Origin of the sequence: Paracoccus sp. pheM1, from assembly GCF_018499825.1 — a bacterium.
GTDB classification, from domain to species: Bacteria; Pseudomonadota; Alphaproteobacteria; order Rhodobacterales; family Rhodobacteraceae; genus Paracoccus; species Paracoccus versutus.
Genome location: NZ_JAGXCX010000001.1, coordinates 2,196,119 through 2,217,156 on the forward strand (window position 1 = coordinate 2,196,119; position 21,038 = coordinate 2,217,156).

Below are 21,038 nucleotides of genomic sequence, written 5' to 3' on the forward strand. Positions count from 1 at the left end.
GGGCCGCGCGCCGCCCCGGTCCAGCCGGAAATGCGCGGCTTGCGCAAGGCCCGGCCATGGCGCAGAACCCCATCCGGCAAGGAGGCGCGCATGAAGACCGTTCTGATCACCGGCTGTTCCTCGGGCATCGGGCTGGACGCGGCGCGGCACATGCGCGGGCGCGGCTGGCGCGTCATCGCCACCTGCCGCAAGCCCGAGGACATCGAGGCCCGCCGCGCCGAGGGTTTCGACACCCTGCCCCTGGAACTGGGCTGCGATGACAGTGTCGCCCGCTGCGCCGAATCGGCGCTGGCGCTGGGGCGCATCGACGCACTGGTGAACAACGCCGCCTTCGCGATCCCCGGCGCCGCCGAGGATCTGCCGCGCGGCGCGTTGCGGGCGATCTTCGAGGCCAATCTCTTTGGCACCCATGACCTGACCCGCCGGCTGATCCCGCATTTCCGCGCGCATGGCGGGCGGGTGGTGAACATCAGCTCGGTCCTGGGCCTGGTCGGCATCCCCTGGCGCGGCGCCTATGTGGCGACGAAATTCGCGCTCGAGGGGCTGACCGACGTGCTGCGCGTCGAGATGGCCGATACCGGGGTGCGCTTCATCCTGATCGAGCCCGGCCCCATCGGCACGAAGATCCGCCAGAACTCGATCCCGCATTTCGAGCGCTGGATCGACTGGCGGTCCAGCCCGCGGGCCGAGCAATACCGGCGCACGCTCTTGAAGCGCCTCTACGAGCCGGCGGCCAGGAAGGACCGCTTCGAACTGCCGCCCTCGGCCGTCAGCGCCCGGATCGCCCAGGCGCTGGAAAGCCCGCGGCCGCGGCCGCGCTATTACGTCACCGCGCCGACCCATGTCTCGGGCATCGGGCGGCGGCTTCTTTCCACGCGCGCTCTGGACTGGTTCGCGCGCCGCAGCTAGGCTTCGCGCCGAAAGGGCCCGCCCATGCATGACAAACCGCTTTTCTACCTGCTCGCGATCTGCTGCCTTGCCGTGGTGGTGATCCTGGCCACCGGCATCGGCGGCTTCGCCAAGGGCGGCGAATTCAACCGCAAGCACGGCAACCGCATGATGCGCTGGCGCATCATCGCCCAGGCCATCGCCATCGCGGTCTTCCTGCTTTATCTCTGGGTCAGGAGCAGCTGATGGTCGTGCTGAACAAGATCTACACCCGCACCGGCGACAAGGGCGAGACGGCGCTGTCGAACGGCGAGCGCGTGCCCAAGCACTCCCTGCGGGTCGAGGCCTATGGCACGGTGGACGAGCTCAATGCCACGCTGGGCCTGGTGCGACTGCATGCCGCGGGCGAGATCGCGGCGCGCATCGCGGTGATCCAGAACGACCTTTTCGACCTCGGCGCGGACCTCTCGCGCCCGCGCATGGACGAGGATGCCGAGGCGCCCTATCCGGTGCTGCGCATCATCGACGCCCAGGTCGCGCGGCTCGAGGCCGAGATCGACGCGATGAACGCCGGGCTTTCGGCCCTGCGCAGCTTCATCCTGCCGGGCGGCTCGGCGCTGTCGGCGCATCTGCACCTGTCGCGCACCGTGGCGCGGCGGGCCGAGCGCGCCGCCGTGGCGCTGGCGGCGGCCGAGGATGCGAATCCGGCCGCCGTGAAATATCTCAACCGCCTGTCGGACTGGCTGTTCGTGGCGGGGCGCGTCGCCAATGAAAACGGCGCGCAGGATATCCTGTGGGTACCAGGAGCCAGCCGTTAGCGACAACATGACGGAATGGAAATGTTACGACGCGTTAGGGTCGTTTTTTCCCTGTCATTGCCGCCGATGGCCCGCTAACAAACCCTCCGAAAAGGTGACGCAACCAAAGGGGAGAGGCTGATGAAGATCCTCGTGCCAGTGAAGCGCGTGATCGACTACAACGTGAAGGCCCGTGTGAAGGCTGACGGGTCTGGCGTCGATCTTGCGAATGTGAAGATGTCGATGAACCCGTTCGACGAGATCGCGGTCGAGGAGGCGATCCGGCTGAAGGAGAAGGGCCAGGCCTCCGAGGTCATCGCCGTCAGCATCGGCGTGAAGCAGGCGGCGGAGACGCTGCGCACGGCCTTGGCGATGGGCGCCGACCGCGCCATTCTCGTCACCGCTACGGATGACGTGCAGCAGGACATCGAGCCCTTGGCGGTGGCGAAGATCCTCGCCAAGGTCGCCGAAGCCGAGGGCACCGAGCTGGTCATCGCCGGCAAGCAGGCGATCGACAACGACATGAACGCGACCGGGCAGATGCTGGCGGCGCTGCTGGGCTGGGCGCAGGCGACCTTCGCCTCGAAGCTCGAGATCGACGGGGGCAAAGCGAAAGTCACCCGCGAGGTCGACGGCGGGCTGCAGACCATCGCGGTGGCGCTGCCGGCGGTGGTCACCGCCGACCTGCGCCTGAACGAGCCGCGCTACGCCAGCCTGCCGAACATCATGAAGGCGAAGAAGAAGCCCTTGGAGGAAAAGACCGCAGCCGATTACGGCGTCGACGTCGCGCCGCGGCTCGAGGTGGTCTCGGTGCGCGAGCCCGAGGGCCGCAAGGCCGGCATCAAGGTCGGCTCGGTGGACGAGCTGGTCGGCAAACTCAAAGAAGCGGGGGTGATCTGATGGCTGTTCTGCTGCTTGGAGAGGTGACGAACGGGGTGCTGAACCGCGACGCGACGGCGAAGGCGGTGGGCGCGGTCAAGGGCCTGGGTGATGTCACGGTGCTCTGCGCCGGCGCCTCGGCGAAAGCGGCCGCCGAGGAGGCCGCGAAGATCGCCGGGGTCGCCAAGGTGCTGGTGGCGGAAGACGCGCTCTACGGCCACCGCCTGGCCGAGCCGACGGCGGCGCTGATCGTGGGCCTTGCCGGCGATTACGACCACATCGCCGCCCCGGCGACGACGGACGCCAAGAACGTCATGCCGCGCGTGGCGGCGCTTCTGGACGTGATGGTGCTGTCGGACGTCTCGGCGGTGATCGACGCGGACACGTTCGAGCGCCCGATCTATGCCGGCAACGCCATCCAGGTGGTGCGCTCGAAGGACGCCAGGAAGGTCTTCACCATCCGCACCGCGAGCTTCGAGGCGGCGGGGATCGGCGGTTCGGCCAGCGTTGCCGAGACCGCCGCCGCCGCCGATCCCGGCCTGTCGGCCTGGGTTGCCGACGAGGTTGCCGAGAGCGACCGCCCCGAGCTGACCTCGGCCAAGCGGGTGGTCTCGGGCGGCCGCGGCCTGGGCTCGAAGGAGAGCTTTGCCATCATCGAGGCGCTTGCCGACAAGCTCGGCGCCGCGGTGGGCGCCTCGCGCGCGGCGGTGGACTCGGGCTATGCCCCGAACGACTGGCAGGTGGGCCAGACCGGCAAGGTGGTGGCGCCCGAGCTCTACGTGGCGGTGGGCATCTCGGGCGCGATCCAGCACCTTGCGGGGATGAAGGACAGCAAGGTGATCGTTGCGATCAACAAGGACGAGGAGGCACCGATCTTCCAGATCGCCGACTACGGCTTGGTGGGCGACCTGTTCAGCCTGGTGCCGGAACTGACCGGCAAGCTCTGAACTTCTCTGTTCCGCAAATACTCCGGGGGGAGCGCCCCTGCGGCCCCATCGAGGGCCGCAGGGGCGCGGGGGGCAGAGCCCCCCGCCCCACCCCGCAAAGAATGCGCTGCACCCGAAGTAATCCCGTTGCTCTGGAAACAGAGCGACAATGGCGACGGCCCGCTCATTCTTCCATGCGCTGCTCGGCGACCACGGGAACGTCGCTTGCCGTGATGAACCGGGATCCGACGCTTTAGCAATATCCCGGCTGACCGCTCGCCTTGCCAAGACCAAAAGATGCCCGCAGGCCACCAAAGCGGCGACGCAGCCCCTGGCGACCCCGGCAAGGGATGAGCGCCCGAAAGAACACCCGCGGTTTCATCCGGGCAACCCGTGCCGGGCGTATGAGCATCCTTGCGAAGGCCCCGCCGGGCCCAGGCATCCGGCCAGGCGCTGCCTTTTTCCTGTTCAAGCCGCCAGGCAGGCAGGAAGGGTAACATGAAATTCTCGCTCAACCCGCCGCCATCCTTGGGATCAGGTGCGAGTCGCGGCGCCCATCCCCGCGGCAAGGCTGGAAAGCTGCGCGGCCGCGCGGCCCGGCGGTTTTTGCATTGAACGTCCGGCCTGCTTGCGCCTATCGTCCGGCCTGACCGACGAAAGGATGAGGTTCATGGCGATTCAATCGGTGGGCGTGATCGGCGCCGGGCAGATGGGCAACGGCATCGCGCATGTCTTTGCGCTGGCGGGCTATGACGTGCTGATGACCGACATCTCGCGCGAGGCGCTGGACAAGGCCCTGGCCCAGATCGACCACAACCTGGAACGCCAGGTCAGCCGCGGCAAGGTCTCGGCCGAGGACAAGGCCGCGGCGATGCGGCGCATCGCCACCACCATGACCCTGGCCGATCTGGGCAAGACCGACCTGATCATCGAGGCCGCGACCGAGCGCGAGACCGTCAAGCAGGCGATCTTCGAGGATCTGCTGCCGCATCTGAAGCCCGAGACCATCCTGACCTCGAATACTTCGTCGATCTCGATCACGCGGCTGGCCAGCCGCACCGACCGCCCCGAGCGCTTCATGGGCTTCCACTTCATGAACCCCGTGCCGGTCATGCAGCTGGTCGAGTTGATCCGCGGCATCGCCACCAACGAAGAGACCTACAAGGCCCTGGTCGAGGTGGTCGAGAAGATCGGCAAGACCTCGGCCAGTGCCGAGGATTTCCCGGCCTTCATCGTCAACCGCATCCTGATGCCGATGATCAACGAGGCGGTCTATACGCTCTACGAGGGCGTGGGCTCGGTCAAATCCATCGACCAGTCGATGAAGCTGGGGGCCAATCATCCGATGGGGCCGCTGGAACTGGCGGATTTCATCGGGCTGGACACCTGCCTTGCGATCATGAACGTGCTGCACGAGGGGCTGGCGGATACGAAATACCGGCCCTGCCCGCTTCTGGTGAAATATGTCGAGGCGGGCTGGCTGGGCCGCAAGACCGGGCGCGGCTTCTACGATTATTCCGGCGAGGAGCCGGTGCCGACGCGCTGAGATCGGGGGCTTTGCCCCCACGCCTCAGGCGCCCCTTGATGGGGCGCATGAGGCGTTCCCCCAGGATATTTCCACACGGAAGAAATTCAGGGTTTCCGGCCGATCCTGGGCTCGGTTCCGGAAAGGATGCGGGCGATGTTGGCATGGTGGCGGATGAAGATCAGCACCGCCATGAAAGCCGTCACCGCCGCCATGCGCGTCCCGTCCAGCCCCAGGGCAACGAAGGGCGTCAGCGCCGCCGCGACCAGCGCCGAGAGCGACGAGATCCGGCCGGCCAGCGCCGTCAGCAGCCAGATGCAGCAGGCCGCGAGGCCCAGCCGCCAGTCCAGCGCCAGCAGCGTGCCGAGGAAGGTGGCGACGCCCTTGCCGCCGCGAAAGCCCAGCCAGACCGGGAACAGATGGCCCAGGAAGGCCGCAGCACCCGCGACCAGCGCCGCGTCGGGGCCGGCCAGCCAGCGCGCCAGCAGCACGGCGATCGCGCCCTTGCCGCTGTCCAGGAGCAGCGTGGCCAGCGCCGCCGGCTTGTTGCCGGTGCGCAGCACGTTGGTCGCGCCGATATTGCCCGAGCCGATCCGGCGCAGGTCGCCCAGCCCCAGCGCGCGGGTGATGACGATGCCGAAGGGCACCGAGCCCAGCAAGTAGCCGATGACGGCCCAGAGGATCAGGCTCATGCGTCCTCTCCGAAGACGCGGCGGCCGGCGACCCAGGTGCCCAGCACCCTGCCCTCCATCCGCGCCCCGTCGAAGGGGGTGTTCTTCGACTTGGACAGCAGCGTGAAGCGGTCGAGCACGAAGGGCGCGTCGGGATCGAACAGCACCAGGTCGGCCGGCGCGCCCGCCGCGAGCCGCCCGCCCGGCAGGCCCAGCCGCCGCGCCGGATTGAGCGACATCGCCCGCCACAGCTGCGGCAGGCTCAGCCCGCCCTGGTGGTAGAGCCGCATCGCCGCCGGCAGCAGCGTCTGCAGCCCCACCGCGCCCGGCGCCGCCTCGGCAAAGGGCAGGCGCTTGCTTTCCTCGTCCTGCGGCGTGTGGAAGCTGGCGACGACGTCGATCAGCCCCTCGGCCACCGCCTCGACCATGGCCAGCCGGTCGTCCTCGGAACGCAGGGGCGGGGTGAAGCGAAAGAAGGTGCGGTAGCCGCCGACGTCGTATTCGTTGAGCGTCAGGTGGTGGATCGAGATGCCGGCACTGACGTCCAGCCCGCCTTCGCGCGCGCGCCGCAGCGCCGGCAGGCTGGCCGCGACGGTGATCTGGTCGGCGTGATAGCGGGCGCCGGTCATCGCCACCAGCGCCAGGTCGCGGTCCAGCCCCATCACCTCGGCCATGGGCGAGACCGCGGGCAGGCCGTAGAGCGAGGCGAACTTGCCGCCGGTCGCCGCGGCGCCTTTCGACAGGCCCGGATCCTGCGGATGGCCGACGATCAGCGCGCCGAGGCCGCGGGCATAGGTCATGCAGCGCGACAGGAGCCGGGTGTCCGCGACCACCCGCACCCCGTCGGTGAAGGCGACGGCGCCCGCATCCTGCAGAAAGCCCATCTCGACCATCTCGCGCCCCTCGCGGGCGCGGGTCAGCGCCGCCATGTGGCGGATGTTCACTGGCGCGTCGGCGGCGCGGCGGGTGGCGAATTCCAGCGATTCCGGCGCGTCGATCGGCGGCAGCGTGTCGGGGCGGGCGATCACCGTGGTCACGCCGCCCGCGGCCGCCGCCCGGCCGGCGCTGCGGAAGCTTTCCTTGTGCCGCTCGCCCGGCTCGCCGATCTTGACGCCCCAGTCGATCAAGCCGGGGGCAAGGCACCTGCCGCCGCAGTCGATCAGCTCGGCGCCCTGCGGGGCCTCGGCGCCCAGGGCCTCGATCCGGCCGTCGCGAACGGTCAGCGAGCCCTCGCCGACCGATTGCGCCTCGGGGTCGACCAGGCGGGCATTGTGGAAGTGCAGGATCATGCCATCATCTCCGCCGCCTTGGCGCCGCGCTCGGCGCGCAGGTTGCGCGCCAGAAGGTCCATCGCCGCCATGCGCACGGCGACGCCCATCTCGACCTGGTCCTGGATCACCGAGCGGTTGATGTCGTCGGCGATGGTGCCGTCGATCTCGACCCCGCGGTTCATCGGGCCGGGATGCATGACGATGGCATCGGGCGCCGCCAAGGCCAGCTTTTCGGCATCCAGGCCCCAGCGGTGGTAATATTCCCGTTCCGAAGGGATGAAGCCGCCGTCCATCCGCTCCTTTTGCAGGCGCAGCATCATCACCACATCGGCGCCCTTCAGCCCCTCGCGCATGTCCTCGTGGACCTCGCAGCCCCAGTCCCGCGCGCCCGAGGGCATCAGCGTCGCCGGGCCGACCAGCCGCAGCCGGTTCTCCATCTTGCCCAGCAGGATCAGGTTCGAGCGCGCCACCCGGCTATGGGCGATGTCGCCGCAGATCGCCACGGTCAGCCGGTGCAGCCGGCCCTTGGCGCGGCGGATGGTCAGCGCGTCCAGCAGCGCCTGGGTCGGATGCTCGTGCCGCCCGTCGCCGGCGTTCAGCACCGCGCAATTCACCTTCTGCGCCAGCAGGTCCACCGCGCCCGATTGCGGATGGCGCACCACCAGCAGGTCGGGATGCATGGCGTTCAGCGTCAGGGCGGTGTCGATCAGCGTCTCGCCCTTCTTCACGCTGGACAAGGCCACCGCCATGTTCATCACGTCGGCGCCCAGCCGCTTGCCGGCCAGCTCGAAGCTGGATTGCGTGCGGGTCGAGGCCTCGAAGAACATGTTGATCTGCGTCATCCCCGCCAGCGCATCGGAATGCTTCACCGTGCGGCGGTTCAGGTCGACATAGGTCTCGGCAAGGTCGAGAAGCGTGGTGATCTCGGGGGGGGCGAGCGGCTCGATCCCCAGAAGGTGGCGGGCACGGAACATGGCTTGGTCCCCAAGGTCGCGGTCGCGCCTTCTATGGCAAATGGCGGGCCGGGCGGCAAGCAGCCCCTTGCCTTGGCGCGGATTTTGCCGCATCGCGAAAACATGCGTGAACAGATCGGCCTTGTCAGCTTCGTCTCCTCGGGTCCGGGCGACCCCGAACTCCTGACCCTGCGCGCCGCGCGGCTGCTGGCCCAGGCGGACGTGGTGCTTTACGACGACCTCGCCTCGGGGCCGGTGCTGGAGCAGGCCGGCCCGCAGGCCGAGCGCATCCCGGTCGGCAAGCGCGCCGGCCGCCCCTCGGCCAAGCAGGAACATGTCAACGCCCTGCTGGTCGAACATGCGCAGGCGGGCAAGCATGTGGTGCGGCTGAAATCCGGCGATTCGGGCATCTTCGGCCGGCTGGAAGAGGAGCTGGCGGCGCTGCGCAGCCACGGCATCCCGTTCCAGATCGTGCCGGGCGTGCCCTCGGCCATGGCCGCGGCCGCCGTGGCCGGCCTGCCGCTGACCCGCCGCCAGACCGCGCGCCGGCTGCAATTCGTCACCGGCGCCGACGTGACCGGCGGCCTGCCCGAGGACCAGAACTGGGCCGCCCTGGCCGATCCGCGCGCCACCACCGTCGTCTTCATGGGCCAGCGCACCTTCCCGAAGATGGCGGCGCTGCTGGTCGAAAACGGCCTGCCCGCGGACACCCCGGCCCTGCTGGCCGAGGCGGTGGGCCATCCGCACCAGCGCCTGGTCCGCACGACCGTGGCGGCCCTTGCCGAGCAACTGGCAACCGAAGGCCCCAGCCCGCATCCGGCGCTGATCCTCTACGGCCCCTTGGCCGAGGGGAACTAAGGCCCTTCTCCGTTGCCCAAATACCCAATATTGCACCCGCGCCGCCAAGAGCTATTCTGGCCGCTGAAAGAGGGGCCGCCATGCTGGGTTTCGTCACCATCCAGGACCAGACGCCGGGCGCCGGCGACCGGCTGCTGACCGCCACGGCCGAACGGCTGGCCGCGGCCGGGATGCGGCTGGCCGGCGCGGTGCAGATCAATACCGAAATCAGCCCCGGCTGCGATTGCGACATGGACCTGCGCATCCTGGGCGACGACGGCCCGCTGGTGCGCATCACCCAGTCGCTGGGCATGGGCTCGCAGGCCTGCCGGCTGGATAGCGGGGCGCTGGCCCAGGCCGTCGCCCGCACCGAATCGGTGCTGGACCGCGGGGCCGAGCTGATGATCGTCAACAAGTTCGGCAAGCAGGAATGCTTCGGCCGCGGCTTTCGCGACACCATCGCCCGCGCCTTGGCCGCGGGCATCCCGGTGCTGGTGCATGTGCCCGACGAACAGCTGCCGGGCTTTCGCGACTTCGCCGGCGACCTGGCCGAAGAGTTGCGGCCGGACCAGATCGACGACTGGTGCCGCGCCCGGCTGGCGGATTCCGCCGCATGACCGTGCAGATCGACGCACGCGGCCTTCTGTGCCCGCTGCCGGTGCTGCGGCTGCGCAAGCGGCTGATGGCGCTGCCCAGGGGCACGCGGGTCACGCTGCTGGCCACCGATCCCGCCGCGGTGATCGACGTGCCGCATTTCTGCGCCGAATCCGGCCACCGGCTGATCGCCCGGCGCGAAGTCGCCCCCGGCGAGACCGAATATATCGTCGAGCGCGGCCCCGCCTGCGCCATCGCCGCGGACTGATGCTGGCGATCTTCCTGAAGACCCTGCCGTTCTTTCTGGTCATCGGCACGGGCTGGCTGGCCGGGCGCACCCGCTTCTTCCCGGCCGAGGCGACCGGCTGGCTGACGAAATTCGTCTTCTACTTCGCGCTGTCGGCCATGCTGTTCCGCTTTGCCGCGACGCTGGACGTGGCAAGCCTCTTCGACCCGGCCTTCGTGCTGGCCTATCTGTCCGGCTCGGCCGCGCTTTGGGCGCTGGGGTTTGCCGTGGCGCGCTGGCGGCGCCAGCCGCTCGTCGCCGCGGCGATGGAGGCGCATACGGCGATGACCGGCAACACCGGCTTTCTGGGCGTGCCGATGCTGGTCGTGCTGCTGGGCGAGCGCGCCATCGGCCCGGTGCTGATGGTGCTGACCATCGACATGGTGGTGTTCTCGACGCTGATCACCCTGATCGTCACCGCGGCAAGGCAGGGGCGGGTGCGGGTTTCGACGCTGTGGCCCTTGCTGCGCGGCATCGTCTCGAACCCGATGATCGTCTCGATGCTGGCGGGGCTGGCCTGGGCCGGGCTGCACCTGCCGATGCCGGGGCCGCTGGACGAGTTCCTGGCGCTCTTGGGCGCCTCGGCCACGCCGGGGGCGCTTTTCGCCATCGGCGCCAGCCTGGCCGGCCGCGGTGCGGCCGAGCGCATGGGCCCGGCGGCCTGGCTCAGCTTCGCCAAGCTGGTGCTGCATCCCCTGGCGGTGGGCATCGCCGCGCTGGCAGTCTTCGCGGTCGAGCCCTACGCGGCGGGGGTGATGATCGCCGCCGCGGCGCTGCCGGTGGCGGGCAACGTCTATATCCTCGCGCAATATTTCGGCACCGCGGTCCAGCGCGTCTCGGCCGCCATCCTGATCTCGACCGCGGCCAGCATCGCCACGGTTCCCGTCGTCATTCACTGGATCACGAAAGGCTAGACCATGCAGGATCTGCGGCTGAACAACCTGCTTTGCGCCATGGACGGGGACGGCATCGCCACCGTCACCCTGAACCGGGCCGCCAAGCGCAACGCGCTGAACGCCGAGACCATCGAGGAACTGGTCGCGGTGTTTTCCGCCCTGCCCGCCTGGGGCGCCCGTGCGGTGGTGCTGCGCGCCGAGGGGCCGCATTTCTGCGCCGGGCTGGACCTGGTCGAACATGGGCGCGAGGAACGCAGCCCAGCCGAGTTCATGCGCATCTGCCTGCGCTGGCACGAGGCCTTCAACAAGATCGAATATGGCGGCGTGCCGGTCATCGCCGCGCTCAGGGGCGCGGTGGTCGGCGGCGGGCTGGAGCTGGCCTCCTCGGTCCATATCCGGGTCATGGACGAGACCACCTATTTCGGCCTGCCCGAGGGCCAGCGCGGGTTGTTCACCGGCGGCGGCGCCACCATCCGCGTGCCGCGGCTGATCGGGCAGGCGCGCATGGTGGACATGATGCTGACCGGCCGGCTCTATTCCGGGGACGAGGCGGTGCAGGTCGGGCTGGCGCAATACCGCGTGACAGACAGCGAGGCCATGGCCTACGACCTCGCCCGCCGGGTGGCGCAGAACACGCCGTTGTCGAATTTCGCCGCCTGCTCGGCCATCTCGCACATGCAGAACATGTCGGGGCTGGACGCCGCCTATGCCGAGGCCATGGTCGCCGGCATCGTCAACACCCAGGACGCGGCGCGCGGCCGGCTGGACAGCTTTGCCCAGGGCACGGCGCAAAAGATCAAGCCGGGCGAGGCGGGCTGATCCCGCGGGGTTTCGGCCGCAAGAAACGGATCGCGGCCGGGCGGTGACGGCGCCATGACTTTCCGAAACCGGCCGAAGGGGCCGGAAGGAAGGAAACCCATGCCCGCACCGCCCGCCGCCAACCGCCCGATGACGCCCGTGGAATGGGGCCTGCTGCTGGCCCTGGCCGCGGTTTGGGGCGGGTCGTTCTTTTTCAACGCCGTCGCAGTGCGGGAATTGCCGGTGCTGACCGTGGTCGCCGCACGGGTGGCGCTGGCCGCGCTGATCCTGCTGGCCGTCCTGCGCCTGCGGGGCGAGCGGATGCCGCACGGCCGCGACGCCTGGACGGCCTTCCTGGGCATGGGGCTGCTGAACAACGCCATTCCGTTTTCGCTGATCGTCTGGGGGCAGCAGCACGTCGCCTCGGGCGTGGCCTCGATCCTGAACGCCGCGACGCCGCTTTTCACCGTGATCCTCGCCCATGTCCTGACCCGCGACGAACGCATGAGCGGCGGCAAGCTTGCCGGGGTGCTGGTCGGCTTTGCCGGCGTGGCGGCGCTGATCGGCGCCGATGCCCTGCACGCCTTCGGCACGCAGGTCGCGGCGCAGCTTGCCTGCCTGGCCGGGGCGCTGTCCTATGCCCTGGCCGGCATCCATGGGCGCAGGTTCCGCGCGATGGGCATTGCCCCGATGACCGCCGCCGCCGGGCAGGTGATCGCGTCCAGTCTGGTCCTGCTGCCGCTGGCGGCGGCCGTCGACCGGCCATGGACGCTGGCGGCGCCCAGCCCGGCGGCCGCCCTGGCGCTGCTGGGGGTGGCGGCGATTTCGACGGCGTTGGCCTATGTGCTGTATTTCCGCATCCTCGCCACGGCGGGGGCGACCAACCTGCTGCTGGTGACGTTCCTGATCCCGGTCAGCGCCATCCTGCTGGGCACGTTGTTTCTGGGCGAAGCCCTGCAAGCGCGCCATTTCGCCGGCATGGCGCTGATCGGCCTGGGGCTGGCGGCGATCGACGGGCGGCCGTGGCGGGCCGCTGCCCGGCGCAGGCGGGCCGGCTGAACCCACCCGCCCGGATCACAGCCAGCCCAGCAGGCGCCACCACAGCCAGTCCAGCGGCATCAGCACCAGGAAGGTCAGCACCGCCAGCGGCACGGTGATGCGCAGCACATGGCCCAGCTTCTCGCCCGAAAGCTGCATGGCCAGCACCAGCGGCCCGACCTGATAGGGAAAGATCACCGTGGCAAAGCCGACCACCTGGGTCATCAGCACCGCCTTGAGCGACAGCCCCGTGGCGGCGGCCAGGTCCGGCGCCATCGGCGTCAGCACGGTGGGCACGCCGGGATTGGTCGTGACCAGCCCCATCAGCCCCGACATCGAGGTCAGCGACAGGAAGTTGACGAAGCTCGCGCCCTGGTGCAGCGGCAGCCAGTCCTGCAAGACCCCGCCCAGCACGCTGCCCAGCCCCGAGGCATTGACCACCGCCCCCAAGGCCAGCGCCCCGGCGACGAACAGCACCATGCCGAAATCGACCGAGGCGTTGAACTGCTTGGGCGGCACCGCGCCCAGCCCCGGCATCAAGAGCAGCGCCGCCGTGGCGATCCCGATCCAGGCCGGGCCGACGCCGTGCAGCCGGTCCGTCATCCACAGGGCCAGCGTGGCGGCCAGGATCAGCGCCACCCGCCGCTCCTGCGGCGAAAGCGGGGCCCGCGGGGTGGCCTCGGCGCTGCCGGCCTCGATCCGGTCGGGGAACAGCGCGACGATCAGCGCCACGGTCAGCGCCGATTTCGCGATCCCCAGCACCGGGTAATGCAGCAGCAGATAGGACATGTAGCCGAAGGTGACGCCGTGCTGCCCCTCGGCCGCGCCGGCCAGGATCATGTTGGGAATGTTCGAGGGCAGGATGGCAAAGCTGGGCATGTTGCAGGCCAGGGTCAGCGCCACCGCCAGCCCGATGCGCCCGTTCGAGCCCTTGTGCAGCCCCAGCCGTTCCGCCAGCGCCATGCCGACCGGCACCAGCACCACCGCCCGCCCGACCGACGAGGGCATGACGAAACCCAGCGCCATCGCCGCCAGCGTCATCACCGCCACCAGCCGCAGGTAGCTGCCGCCCGCCAGCGGCGCCAGCACCCCGGCGATCCGCCCGCCCAGCCCCGAGCCGGTGATCGCCGCCCCGATCACGAATCCCGACACGATCAGCCAGACCGCGGCCGAGCCGAAGCCGGCAAAGACCAGATCGGGCGGCGCAAGGCCGGGGATCAGCACCGCGGCAAAGAAGATCAGCGAGGTCAGGAAGGGCGGCACCAGCCCGGTGCTCCACAAGGCCAGCGTGACCAGCACCACGGCGGCATTGCGGCCCAGCGGCTGCGGCACCGGCCCGACGGCCAGCAGGACGGCCAGGACCAGGCTGGCAAGAAAGACAAGGGGACGGGTGGAAAGCTTCATGGCGGCGCCTGAACAGGGGAACGGCGCAGCCTAGACAGAAGCCGGCCCCCTGCGTAAGTTCGCCATCATGACAAAAGATGTCGATGATCCGCCAATCCTGCGCTTCGACCCCAGCGGCACCGCCTTTGTCCTCGATCCCGCGCGCCCGGTGCTGGCGCATGGGCGCGACCTGGCGGCGGGCGCGCATGTCGCCCCCCATGCCCATCCGCGCGGCCAGCTTTTGTGGGCGGCCGAGGGGCTGTTGCGGCTTGGCGCCGAGGACGGGGTCTGGCTGGTGCCGCCCGGCTTCGGCATCTGGATCCCCGGCGGCACCCGGCACGAGATGCGCGTGGTCTCGCGTCCCGGCACCGGGGCGCGGACGCGCAACCTTTACGTCGATCCCTCCTGCCCGGTGCGGCCCGAGGGGCGGGGCTGCGAAGTGCTGCCGATCTCGGCCCTGCTGCGCGAGGTGATCCTGCGCATGGCGGCCGAAGGGGACGCCGGTCGCCTGGCCCGGCTGGGCGCGGTGGCGCTGGACGAGATCGCGGCGGCGGCGCCCGCGCCGCTCGACCTGCCGGGCGGGCAGGATCCGCGGCTGCGGCGGCTGACGGCGCATCTGGGGCGCCATCCCTCGGACCCGCGGCCGCTGCCGCTGCTGGCGGCCGAGGCCGGGGCCAGCCCCCGCACCCTGGAACGGCTGTTCCGGGCCGAGACGGGCCTGTCCTTTCGCGACTGGCGCAGCCGGGTGCGGCTGCTGGCCGCCGTAGGCCGGCTGGAGCGCGGCGAAAGCAGCACCACCATCGCCCATTCGCTGGGCTATCGCAGCGCCAGCGCCTTCGTCGCGGCCTTTCGCAGCCATTTCGGCGTCCCGCCGCAAAGCTACCTGCGCAACCGCGCCAGCCGCCCGCCGGAGGGCGCGCAAGCTTGACTGCCCGCCCAGCGGCCGCGCCGGTCAGTCCACCGGGCGGATCAGCTTTCGTTCCAGCACGCGCAGCACGGTGGGCAGGTCGTGCCCGCGCTTGAGGATGCGCCCGTCCATGCCGATCACCGCATATTGCCCCTGCGCCTGGCGCAGCCGGGGACGCTTTTCGATGCGATAGAGCGGATGCTCGGCCGCGCGGCGAAAGATCGAAAAGACCGCCATGTCGCGCAGGAAGGACATGGCATAGTCGCGCCATTCGCCCGCCGCGACCATCCGGCCGTAAAGGGACAGGATGACGCCCAGTTCGGCCCGGTCGAAGGCCACGCGATCATGCTCGGACGGGAAACCGAAGGGCGCATTCATCATGAAGGAATGGTGACACCGCCCCGGCGCGCAAGCAACGAAAAAGGGCGGCCCCGCGCCGCGCCCCGCGCGATTGTGGCCTAAAGCCCCGCCTGTGGCCTAACAGGCTGCTGAAAAAGGATTTTGAGAGGGCGACGCAGCGGAAATCGTTCTGGATCCAGCTAATATCGGCCCGAAAATGGGGTGTTTTCGGCAAAGTTGAGGCGGATTTCCCGGTTCCCCGCCCGCGCTGTCCTGTCGCAAGGACTTTTTCAGCAGCCTGCTAAAGGCCCGCCCGCCGGCGCCCGGCCATGCGCGCCAGCGTGCCGTCGCGCCACATGCCCTCGTGCACGCCGACCATGACGACATGGCCCGCGATCAGCGCCAGAAGCAGCCAGGCCATCTCGCCATGCAGCGCCTCGCCCAGGCCGACCATCCAGCCGACCGGCGGCTGCTGGGCCGGGAAGATCTGGAAGCCGAAGGGGGCAAAGGCCCGCTCGCCGCCATAGGCGCGCAGCAGGGCCGCGACCGGCACCAGGACCATGACCAGATACAGCGCCAGATGGCCCAGCCGCGCCGCCAGCCCCCAAAGGCCGGGGCCGTGATCCGGCCGGCGGCCGCGGTTCGCCACGGCCCAGACCACCCGCAGGACGATCAGCAGGAACAGCACCGTGCCCACCGGCTGATGCGAGCCGACGAAAAAGGACACCAGCGGCGTGCGGCCCAAAGCCGCCCGCAGCCCCATGCCGAGGAACTGCCACAGCATCAGCGCGGCAATGCTCCAATGCAGCAGGCGCGTCACCTGGCCATAGAGCTGCTCGGTATCGCGCAAGGGCAAGGATCTGGGGGGCATGGTTCCGGGTGCAAAGTTGACTAAATTCCTTAGTGACATTATGGCCATGACCGCAGACGGGCAAGGCCCGCAATCCGGTGCCTGGGGTAACATGGTTGTCAGCTCTTCCTTTTTCTTGCGAATTTCCCCGTTCCGGCCGCGGCGCGCCTGACATGGATACGCATCACGACATCCCGACCGAGACCGGCTGCCCCTTGACCGAGGCGCAGGAGGGGCTGTGGTATGTCCAGGCGCTGGACCCCGGCAACCCGATCCTGAACACCGGGCAATATCTGGAACTGACCGGCCCGCTGGACCGCGACGCGCTGGCCCAGGCCGTGCAGCGCACCATCGCCGAGACCCCGGCCCTGGCGCTGCGCTTCGCCGCCGGGCCCCAGGGGCCGCGGCAATGGGTCGGCCTGCCGCCGATGCTGGGCTTTGCCGATCTCTCGGCCCAGCCCGATGCCGAGGCGCAGGCCCTGGCGCAGATGCGCGCCGACAGCCGGCGCCCGCTGGACCTGGGCCGCGCGCCGGCCGGGGCGCTGACGCTGTTCGTCCTGGGCCCCGAGCGGCATCTGCTTTACGAACGCATCCACCACCTGGCCATCGACGGCTATGGCATGGTGCTGGTGACGAACCGCATTGCCGCGCATTACGCCGCGCTGGTGGCCGGGGCGCCGGCGCCCGAGCCCTTTGGCCCGCTGTCGCTGGCGACCAAAGAGGACGCGGCCTGGCGCGCCTCGCCCCGCCGGCTGGCCGACCGCGACTGGTGGCACGCGGAACTGGCCGGCCTGCCCGAGGTCGCGGGGCTGGCACCGGGCCGCGCGGTCAGCGGGGCCGACTTCCTGCGCGATTCCCGCCTGCTGCCGCAGGCGCTGCTGGACCGGCTGGCGGGCTATGCCGCCCGGCACCGGCTGGGCTGGCCCGATGTGCTGAATGCGCTGACCGGCGCCTACCTGGCGCGCTGGACCGGGGGCGAGGCGGTGATCGGCCTGCCCTTCATGGCGCGGATGGGCCGCAAGATCGCGCAGGTGCCCTGCATGGCGATGAACGTGCTGCCGCACCGGCTGCGGCTGGACGAGGACGCGCCCCTGCCCGAATGGCTGGCCGCGCAGTCGAAACGCATGGCGCAGGGCCGCCGCCGCGGCCTTTACCGCAGCGAGCTTCTGCGCCGCGAACTGGGTCTGGTCGGCGGCACCAGGCGGCTCTATGGTCCGCTGGTGAACGTGCAGCCCTTTGACAAGGCACCGGAATTTCCGGGGCTGCAAACCCGGTTGCATATCCTGGGGGCGGGCGCGGTCGACGACCTGACGCTGACCTTCCGCGGCGACCCGGCCTCGGGCATGATCTTCGAGGTGGACGCGAACCCCGCGCTTTATGCGCCCGACGAGGTGCGCGGCCATGGCGACCGGCTGGTCGCCTTCCTGGAGGCCGCGCTTGCGGCCGAAACCCTGGCCGAGGTGCCGACCGCCAGCCCGGCCGAGATCGCCGCGGCGAAGGCGCGCGCCCAGGCGACGCGCCATCCCCTGCCCGACACCACCCTGACCGCGCTGATCAAGGCGCAGCTTGCCGCCACGCCCAAGGCCCCGGCCGTCAGCTTTGGCGCCGAGAGCCTGAGCTTTGCCGATCTCGACCGCCGCAGCGCCGCCCTTGCCGCGCGGCTGCAAGACCTTGGCGCCGGCCCCGACCGCATCGTCGCCGTGGCGCTGGAGCGATCACTGGAACTGCCCCTCGCACTGCTGGCGATCCTGCGCGCCGGCGCGGCCTATCTGCCCCTGGACCCCGCCCATCCGCCCGAGCGCATCGCCCGCATCCTGGCGCAGGCCCGGCCGGTGGCGGTGCTGGCCACGGCCGACCTTGCCGCGCTGTTCCCGGCCGGCACCGAGCTGCTGCTGCCGGACGACTGGCCGGCCGAGGGTCGCCCCACGGGGGGGCCGCAGCCGGGCGACCTGGCCTATGTCATCTTCACCTCGGGCTCGACCGGCGAGCCCAAGGGCGTCGCCGTCGAGCATCGCGCCATCGTCAACCGCCTGATGTGGATGCAGGCGCATTACGGCGTCACGGCCCAGGACCGCATCCTGCAAAAGACCCCGGCGACCTTCGACGTCTCGGTCTGGGAATTCTTCCTGCCGATGCTGGCCGGGGCGGAACTGGTCATGGCGCCGCCCGGCGCGCATCGCGACCCTGCCGCCATCGCCCGCCTGATCCGCGAACGCGCCATCACCACCTGTCATTTCGTACCGTCGATGCTGTCCGCCTTCCTGGCCTCGCCCGCCTCGCAGGGGCTGGCGATGCGCCGGGTGTTCTGCTCGGGCGAAGAACTGACGGCGGACCAGCGCGACCGCTTCCACGCCCGGATCACGGCCGAGCTGCACAACCTCTATGGCCCGACCGAGGCGGCGGTGGACGTGAGCTACTGGCCCGCCGGACCCGAGGATCGCGCGAACCCGATCCCGATCGGCTGGCCGGTCTGGAACACGGCGCTGGAGGTGCTGGACGACCGCATGCGCCCGGTGCCGCCGGGCCTGGCCGGGCATCTTTACCTGGGCGGCGTGCAGCTGGCGCGCGGCTATCTGGGCCGGCCCGACCTGACGGCGGAACGGTTCATCGACGCGCCCCAGGGGCGGCTTTACGCCACCGGCGACCTGGCCCGGCTGCGGCCGGACGGGGCGGTGGTCTATCTCGGCCGCTCGGACCACCAGGTCAAGATCCGCGGGCTGCGGGTCGAACTGGGCGAGATCGAGGCGGCGATCATGGCATCTGGCCTGGCCCGCGAATGCGTGGTCATCGCGCGCGAGGATCATGCCGGCGAAAAGCGCCTCGTCGCCTATCTGGTGCCGACGGCGGATTGGCGGCCGGGCCTTTTGGCCGAGCAGCTGGCGGCCGGGCTGCCCGCCTACATGATCCCCTCGGCCGAGGTGGCGCTCAAGGCGCTGCCGGTCACGTCGAATGGCAAGCTCGACCGCAAGGCGCTGCCCGCGCCGGAATTCGCCGCCTCGGGCCGCGCGGCGGAAACCGCGACCGAACAGCTGCTGGCCCGGCTTTTCGCCGAGGTCCTGCACCTGCCCGAACCCGCCCCGGCCGAGGCGGATTTCTTTGCGCTCGGGGGCGATTCGCTTTCCGCGGTGCGGCTGGCGCAGGCGCTGGAGGCCGAAACCGGCCGCGACCCCGGCCTGGGCACGATCTTCGAGCATCCGGTCCTGGCGGTGCTGGCCGCCGCGCTGGACGCGCAGGCGCCGCATGACGACGGGCTGGGCCCCTTGATCCTGCTGGCCGAGGGCGATGCGCAGGCCGCGCCGCTGTTCCTGATCCATCCGGCCGGCGGCCTTGCCTGGGGCTATCGCGGGCTGGCGCGGCGCATCGCGCCGGCGCGGCGGGTCTGGGGGCTGCAACATCCAGGCCTGGATCCGGCGGTGGCGATGCCGGAAAGCCTGGCCGAACTGGCGCAGGATTATGCGCAGCGCATCGCGGCACTGGCGCCGCGGGGCAAGGTCCATCTGGCCGGCTGGTCGGTCGGCGGCATCCTGGCGCAGGAAATCGCCGTGATCCTGTCCGCAATGGGCCGCGAGCCCGGCCTGGTCGCCATGCTGGACAGCTATCCCTGCGACGCCTGGCGCGACGAGCCCGAGCCGGATCCCGTCGCCGCCCTGCGCGCGCTGCTGGCCATCGCCGGCTACGACCCCGAGGCGCATCGCGAGCTGGACACGCGCGAGGCGGTGGTGGCCTTCCTGCGCCGGGGCGACAGCGCGCTGGGGGCGCTGCCCGCGCAGGTGCTGGACGGGGTGGTGCGCACGGTGACGGGCACCAACCGGCTGATCCGCGGCCATCATCATCGCCGCCTTGCCGGCACGATCACGCATTTCCGCGCCGCCCGCGACCACAAGGACCGGGCGCTGACGCCCCGGATGTGGGAACCCTATGCCGAGGGGCTGGAGGTGATCGACCTGCCCTTCCTGCATGCCGAGATGACCTCGGCCGAGGCCACGGCCCTGATCGCGCCCGGTCTGGTCAAAAGGCTGGGCGGGGGCTGACCGGCCGGCGCCGTCCCGGTCGCGCCCTTGGGCGGCGCGCGGGCCGGCGGCGGCTGCGGACCGGCCAGGGCCAGCGCGATGAGGCCGCAGACCAGCCCACCGATCAGCCCGCCCAGGCCCAGCAGGATGTCAGCCGCATCCGGTCCCGGCACAGCCATGGCCGGGGGCAGGGACGGGGACGGAAAAGACCCGGCACCCCCGGCTGCACCTGCGCGACGCCCAGCCCGCACAGCACCAGGCCCAGCAGGACAAGCGCATATCTGGCGAAAACCATCCCGATCTCCGTTCTTGCTTGCCGCCACAGCAGCACAAGAGGATTGAGATCCGGTTAATCCGCGCAGGCAAAAGGCAGGACCAGCGGGAACGACCCCGCCAGCGTCTGGATATGGATCAGCCCCGGCAGGACATGCAGCTGCGCCCGGTGGCCGGGATGGCGGGCCAGGTCGGCGACGAATTGCATCGTGGCAGGCGCCGGCCCGTCCGGCGGCGGGCCGTCGCTGCCCGAGCGCTTTTCGCGATCCCCCAGCGCCACCAGCAGCGGCAGGGATGCGGGCGCGGCTTCCTGGGCCACGCGACGAATCAGCGCCTCGTCCCACCAGATCGAGGGGCTGATCGCGGCATGGCGGGCAAAGCCCTGCGGCCGCGCCAGCAGCGCGTAAAGCGTGAAGAGCCCGCCGAAACTGTGGCCCCAAAGCGTGCGGCGGGCGGGATCGACGGGCAGGCCGGCCTCGGCCGCCGCACGCAGCGGGCCGGTCAGCCGGTCGTGAAAGATCGCCGCGCCGCCGGCCGTGCGGCCTTCGTGGACATGGTCGGGGCGCAGGCCGTCGCCCGGCCCGTCGGGCGCGGTGAAGTCCAGCGTCCGCAGCTCGCGCGCGAATTGGCGGTCGGTGTCATAGCCGATGCCGACGATCATCAGTCCGGGGGCCAGCGCCAGATGCTCGGGCGCCAGGAAATCGAAGGCGGCGTTGCCGTCCAGCATGTAAAGCACCGGCCAGCCCCCGGCCGGCGCCGGCGCCCTGGGCACCGCCAAAAACAGCCGGTAGCCGGGGCCGACCGCCACCACCTTCTGCGACAGCGCATGCGTCGGCGCCCCGGTCTGAAAGATGCGCAGTTCGGCCTGCTTCCTGGCGTGATCCGGCCCAACCTGTCCAAGCTGCGACATGATGCGA

At 70.5% G+C, this 21,038-nt stretch carries 22 protein-coding genes; 14 read left to right on the plus strand and 8 right to left on the minus strand.

The annotated features are described in order from the left end of the window. The first annotated feature begins 90 nt into the window (after positions 1-90). The 6 genes from KF941_RS11205 (at position 91) to KF941_RS11230 (ending at position 5,036) form a co-directional block, all read left to right on the plus strand. The gene (locus KF941_RS11205) at positions 91-909 is read left to right on the plus strand and encodes an SDR family NAD(P)-dependent oxidoreductase (protein WP_214273353.1); all 819 of its coding nucleotides are present in this window, start codon (positions 91-93) and stop codon (positions 907-909) included. Between the two features lie 24 nt (positions 910-933). After that, positions 934-1,134, plus strand: coding sequence for a twin transmembrane helix small protein (locus KF941_RS11210; RefSeq protein WP_036752134.1), 201 nt, complete (start codon positions 934-936; stop codon positions 1,132-1,134). Next, positions 1,134-1,706, plus strand: coding sequence for a cob(I)yrinic acid a,c-diamide adenosyltransferase (locus KF941_RS11215; protein WP_036752137.1), 573 nt, complete (start codon positions 1,134-1,136; stop codon positions 1,704-1,706). The genes KF941_RS11210 and KF941_RS11215 overlap by 1 nt, the downstream gene beginning before the upstream one ends. A 120-nt stretch (positions 1,707-1,826) precedes the next feature. Continuing rightward, the gene (locus KF941_RS11220; RefSeq protein WP_214273354.1) at positions 1,827-2,585 is read left to right on the plus strand and encodes an electron transfer flavoprotein subunit beta/FixA family protein; all 759 of its coding nucleotides are present in this window, start codon (positions 1,827-1,829) and stop codon (positions 2,583-2,585) included. After that, on the plus strand, positions 2,585-3,511 hold the full coding sequence (locus KF941_RS11225) for an FAD-binding protein (protein WP_214273355.1): 927 nt from the start codon (positions 2,585-2,587) through the stop codon (positions 3,509-3,511). The genes KF941_RS11220 and KF941_RS11225 overlap by 1 nt, the downstream gene beginning before the upstream one ends. Before the next feature lie 649 nt (positions 3,512-4,160). Then, complete coding sequence (locus KF941_RS11230) at positions 4,161-5,036, plus strand: 3-hydroxybutyryl-CoA dehydrogenase (protein WP_036760325.1); 876 nt, start codon at positions 4,161-4,163, stop codon at positions 5,034-5,036. An 86-nt stretch (positions 5,037-5,122) separates the two neighbouring features. On the opposite strand, the gene plsY is transcribed toward KF941_RS11230, so the two are convergent. The 3 genes from plsY to KF941_RS11245 are packed head-to-tail and all read right to left on the minus strand — an operon-like array spanning position 5,123 to position 7,931. Further along, a complete protein-coding gene (gene plsY / locus KF941_RS11235; RefSeq protein ID WP_214273356.1) occupies positions 5,123-5,707 on the minus strand; it encodes a glycerol-3-phosphate 1-O-acyltransferase PlsY in 585 nt (194 codons plus the stop codon). Further along, positions 5,704-6,975 (minus strand): dihydroorotase, encoded by a 1,272-nt coding sequence (pyrC, locus tag KF941_RS11240; RefSeq protein WP_214273357.1) that lies wholly within the window; start codon positions 6,973-6,975, stop codon positions 5,704-5,706. The genes plsY and pyrC overlap by 4 nt, the downstream gene beginning before the upstream one ends. After that, positions 6,972-7,931: an aspartate carbamoyltransferase catalytic subunit gene (locus tag KF941_RS11245; protein WP_036760313.1), complete on the minus strand. Its 960-nt coding sequence runs from the start codon at positions 7,929-7,931 to the stop codon at positions 6,972-6,974. Before KF941_RS11245 ends, pyrC begins: the two co-directional genes overlap by 4 nt. A 102-nt stretch (positions 7,932-8,033) precedes the next feature. Between KF941_RS11245 and cobA the strand changes: the two genes are divergently transcribed. From cobA to KF941_RS11275, 6 genes are all read left to right on the plus strand, one after another. Beyond that, a complete protein-coding gene (gene cobA / locus KF941_RS11250) occupies positions 8,034-8,768 on the plus strand; it encodes a uroporphyrinogen-III C-methyltransferase (RefSeq protein ID WP_036760323.1) in 735 nt (244 codons plus the stop codon). Between the two features lie 80 nt (positions 8,769-8,848). Next, entirely contained in the window at positions 8,849-9,364 is a 516-nt protein-coding gene (locus KF941_RS11255) for a DUF2478 domain-containing protein (RefSeq protein WP_036760312.1), read from the plus strand. Next, the gene (locus KF941_RS11260) at positions 9,361-9,609 is read left to right on the plus strand and encodes a sulfurtransferase TusA family protein (RefSeq protein ID WP_214273358.1); all 249 of its coding nucleotides are present in this window, start codon (positions 9,361-9,363) and stop codon (positions 9,607-9,609) included. Before KF941_RS11255 ends, KF941_RS11260 begins: the two co-directional genes overlap by 4 nt. Beyond that, positions 9,609-10,541, plus strand: a complete 933-nt coding sequence (locus tag KF941_RS11265) for an AEC family transporter (protein ID WP_214273359.1) — start codon at positions 9,609-9,611, stop codon at positions 10,539-10,541. Before KF941_RS11260 ends, KF941_RS11265 begins: the two co-directional genes overlap by 1 nt. Before the next feature lie 3 nt (positions 10,542-10,544). Further along, positions 10,545-11,342, plus strand: a complete 798-nt coding sequence (locus KF941_RS11270; protein ID WP_214273360.1) for a crotonase/enoyl-CoA hydratase family protein — start codon at positions 10,545-10,547, stop codon at positions 11,340-11,342. A 99-nt stretch (positions 11,343-11,441) separates the two neighbouring features. After that, complete coding sequence (locus KF941_RS11275; protein WP_214273361.1) at positions 11,442-12,380, plus strand: DMT family transporter; 939 nt, start codon at positions 11,442-11,444, stop codon at positions 12,378-12,380. Positions 12,381-12,395: 15 nt separating this feature from the next. Here KF941_RS11275 and KF941_RS11280 read toward each other — a convergent pair whose 3' ends face one another. Further along, complete coding sequence (locus KF941_RS11280; RefSeq protein WP_214273362.1) at positions 12,396-13,763, minus strand: SLC13 family permease; 1,368 nt, start codon at positions 13,761-13,763, stop codon at positions 12,396-12,398. Between the two features lie 67 nt (positions 13,764-13,830). Between KF941_RS11280 and KF941_RS11285 the strand changes: the two genes are divergently transcribed. Beyond that, complete coding sequence (locus KF941_RS11285; protein WP_214273363.1) at positions 13,831-14,670, plus strand: helix-turn-helix transcriptional regulator; 840 nt, start codon at positions 13,831-13,833, stop codon at positions 14,668-14,670. Between the two features lie 24 nt (positions 14,671-14,694). On the opposite strand, the gene KF941_RS11290 is transcribed toward KF941_RS11285, so the two are convergent. Together KF941_RS11290 and KF941_RS11295 are read right to left on the minus strand one after the other, a co-directional pair. After that, the gene (locus KF941_RS11290) at positions 14,695-15,027 is read right to left on the minus strand and encodes a DUF2794 domain-containing protein (RefSeq protein ID WP_036760319.1); all 333 of its coding nucleotides are present in this window, start codon (positions 15,025-15,027) and stop codon (positions 14,695-14,697) included. A gap of 262 nt (positions 15,028-15,289) precedes the next feature. Continuing rightward, positions 15,290-15,838 carry a cytochrome b gene (locus KF941_RS11295; protein ID WP_240540283.1) on the minus strand — a complete coding sequence of 183 codons (549 nt, stop codon included), beginning with the start codon at positions 15,836-15,838 and terminating at the stop codon, positions 15,290-15,292. Between the two features lie 173 nt (positions 15,839-16,011). On the opposite strand from KF941_RS11295, the gene KF941_RS11300 reads away from it, so the two are divergent. After that, positions 16,012-19,869 carry a non-ribosomal peptide synthetase gene (locus KF941_RS11300; protein ID WP_214273364.1) on the plus strand — a complete coding sequence of 1,286 codons (3,858 nt, stop codon included), beginning with the start codon at positions 16,012-16,014 and terminating at the stop codon, positions 19,867-19,869. Positions 19,870-19,972: 103 nt separating this feature from the next. On the opposite strand, the gene KF941_RS11305 is transcribed toward KF941_RS11300, so the two are convergent. Both KF941_RS11305 and KF941_RS11310 read right to left on the minus strand, forming a co-directional pair. Then, on the minus strand, positions 19,973-20,143 hold the full coding sequence (locus tag KF941_RS11305; protein WP_214273365.1) for a hypothetical protein: 171 nt from the start codon (positions 20,141-20,143) through the stop codon (positions 19,973-19,975). 54 nt (positions 20,144-20,197) lie between these two features. After that, positions 20,198-21,031 carry an alpha/beta hydrolase-fold protein gene (locus KF941_RS11310; RefSeq protein ID WP_214273366.1) on the minus strand — a complete coding sequence of 278 codons (834 nt, stop codon included), beginning with the start codon at positions 21,029-21,031 and terminating at the stop codon, positions 20,198-20,200. Positions 21,032-21,038 lie beyond the last annotated feature (7 nt).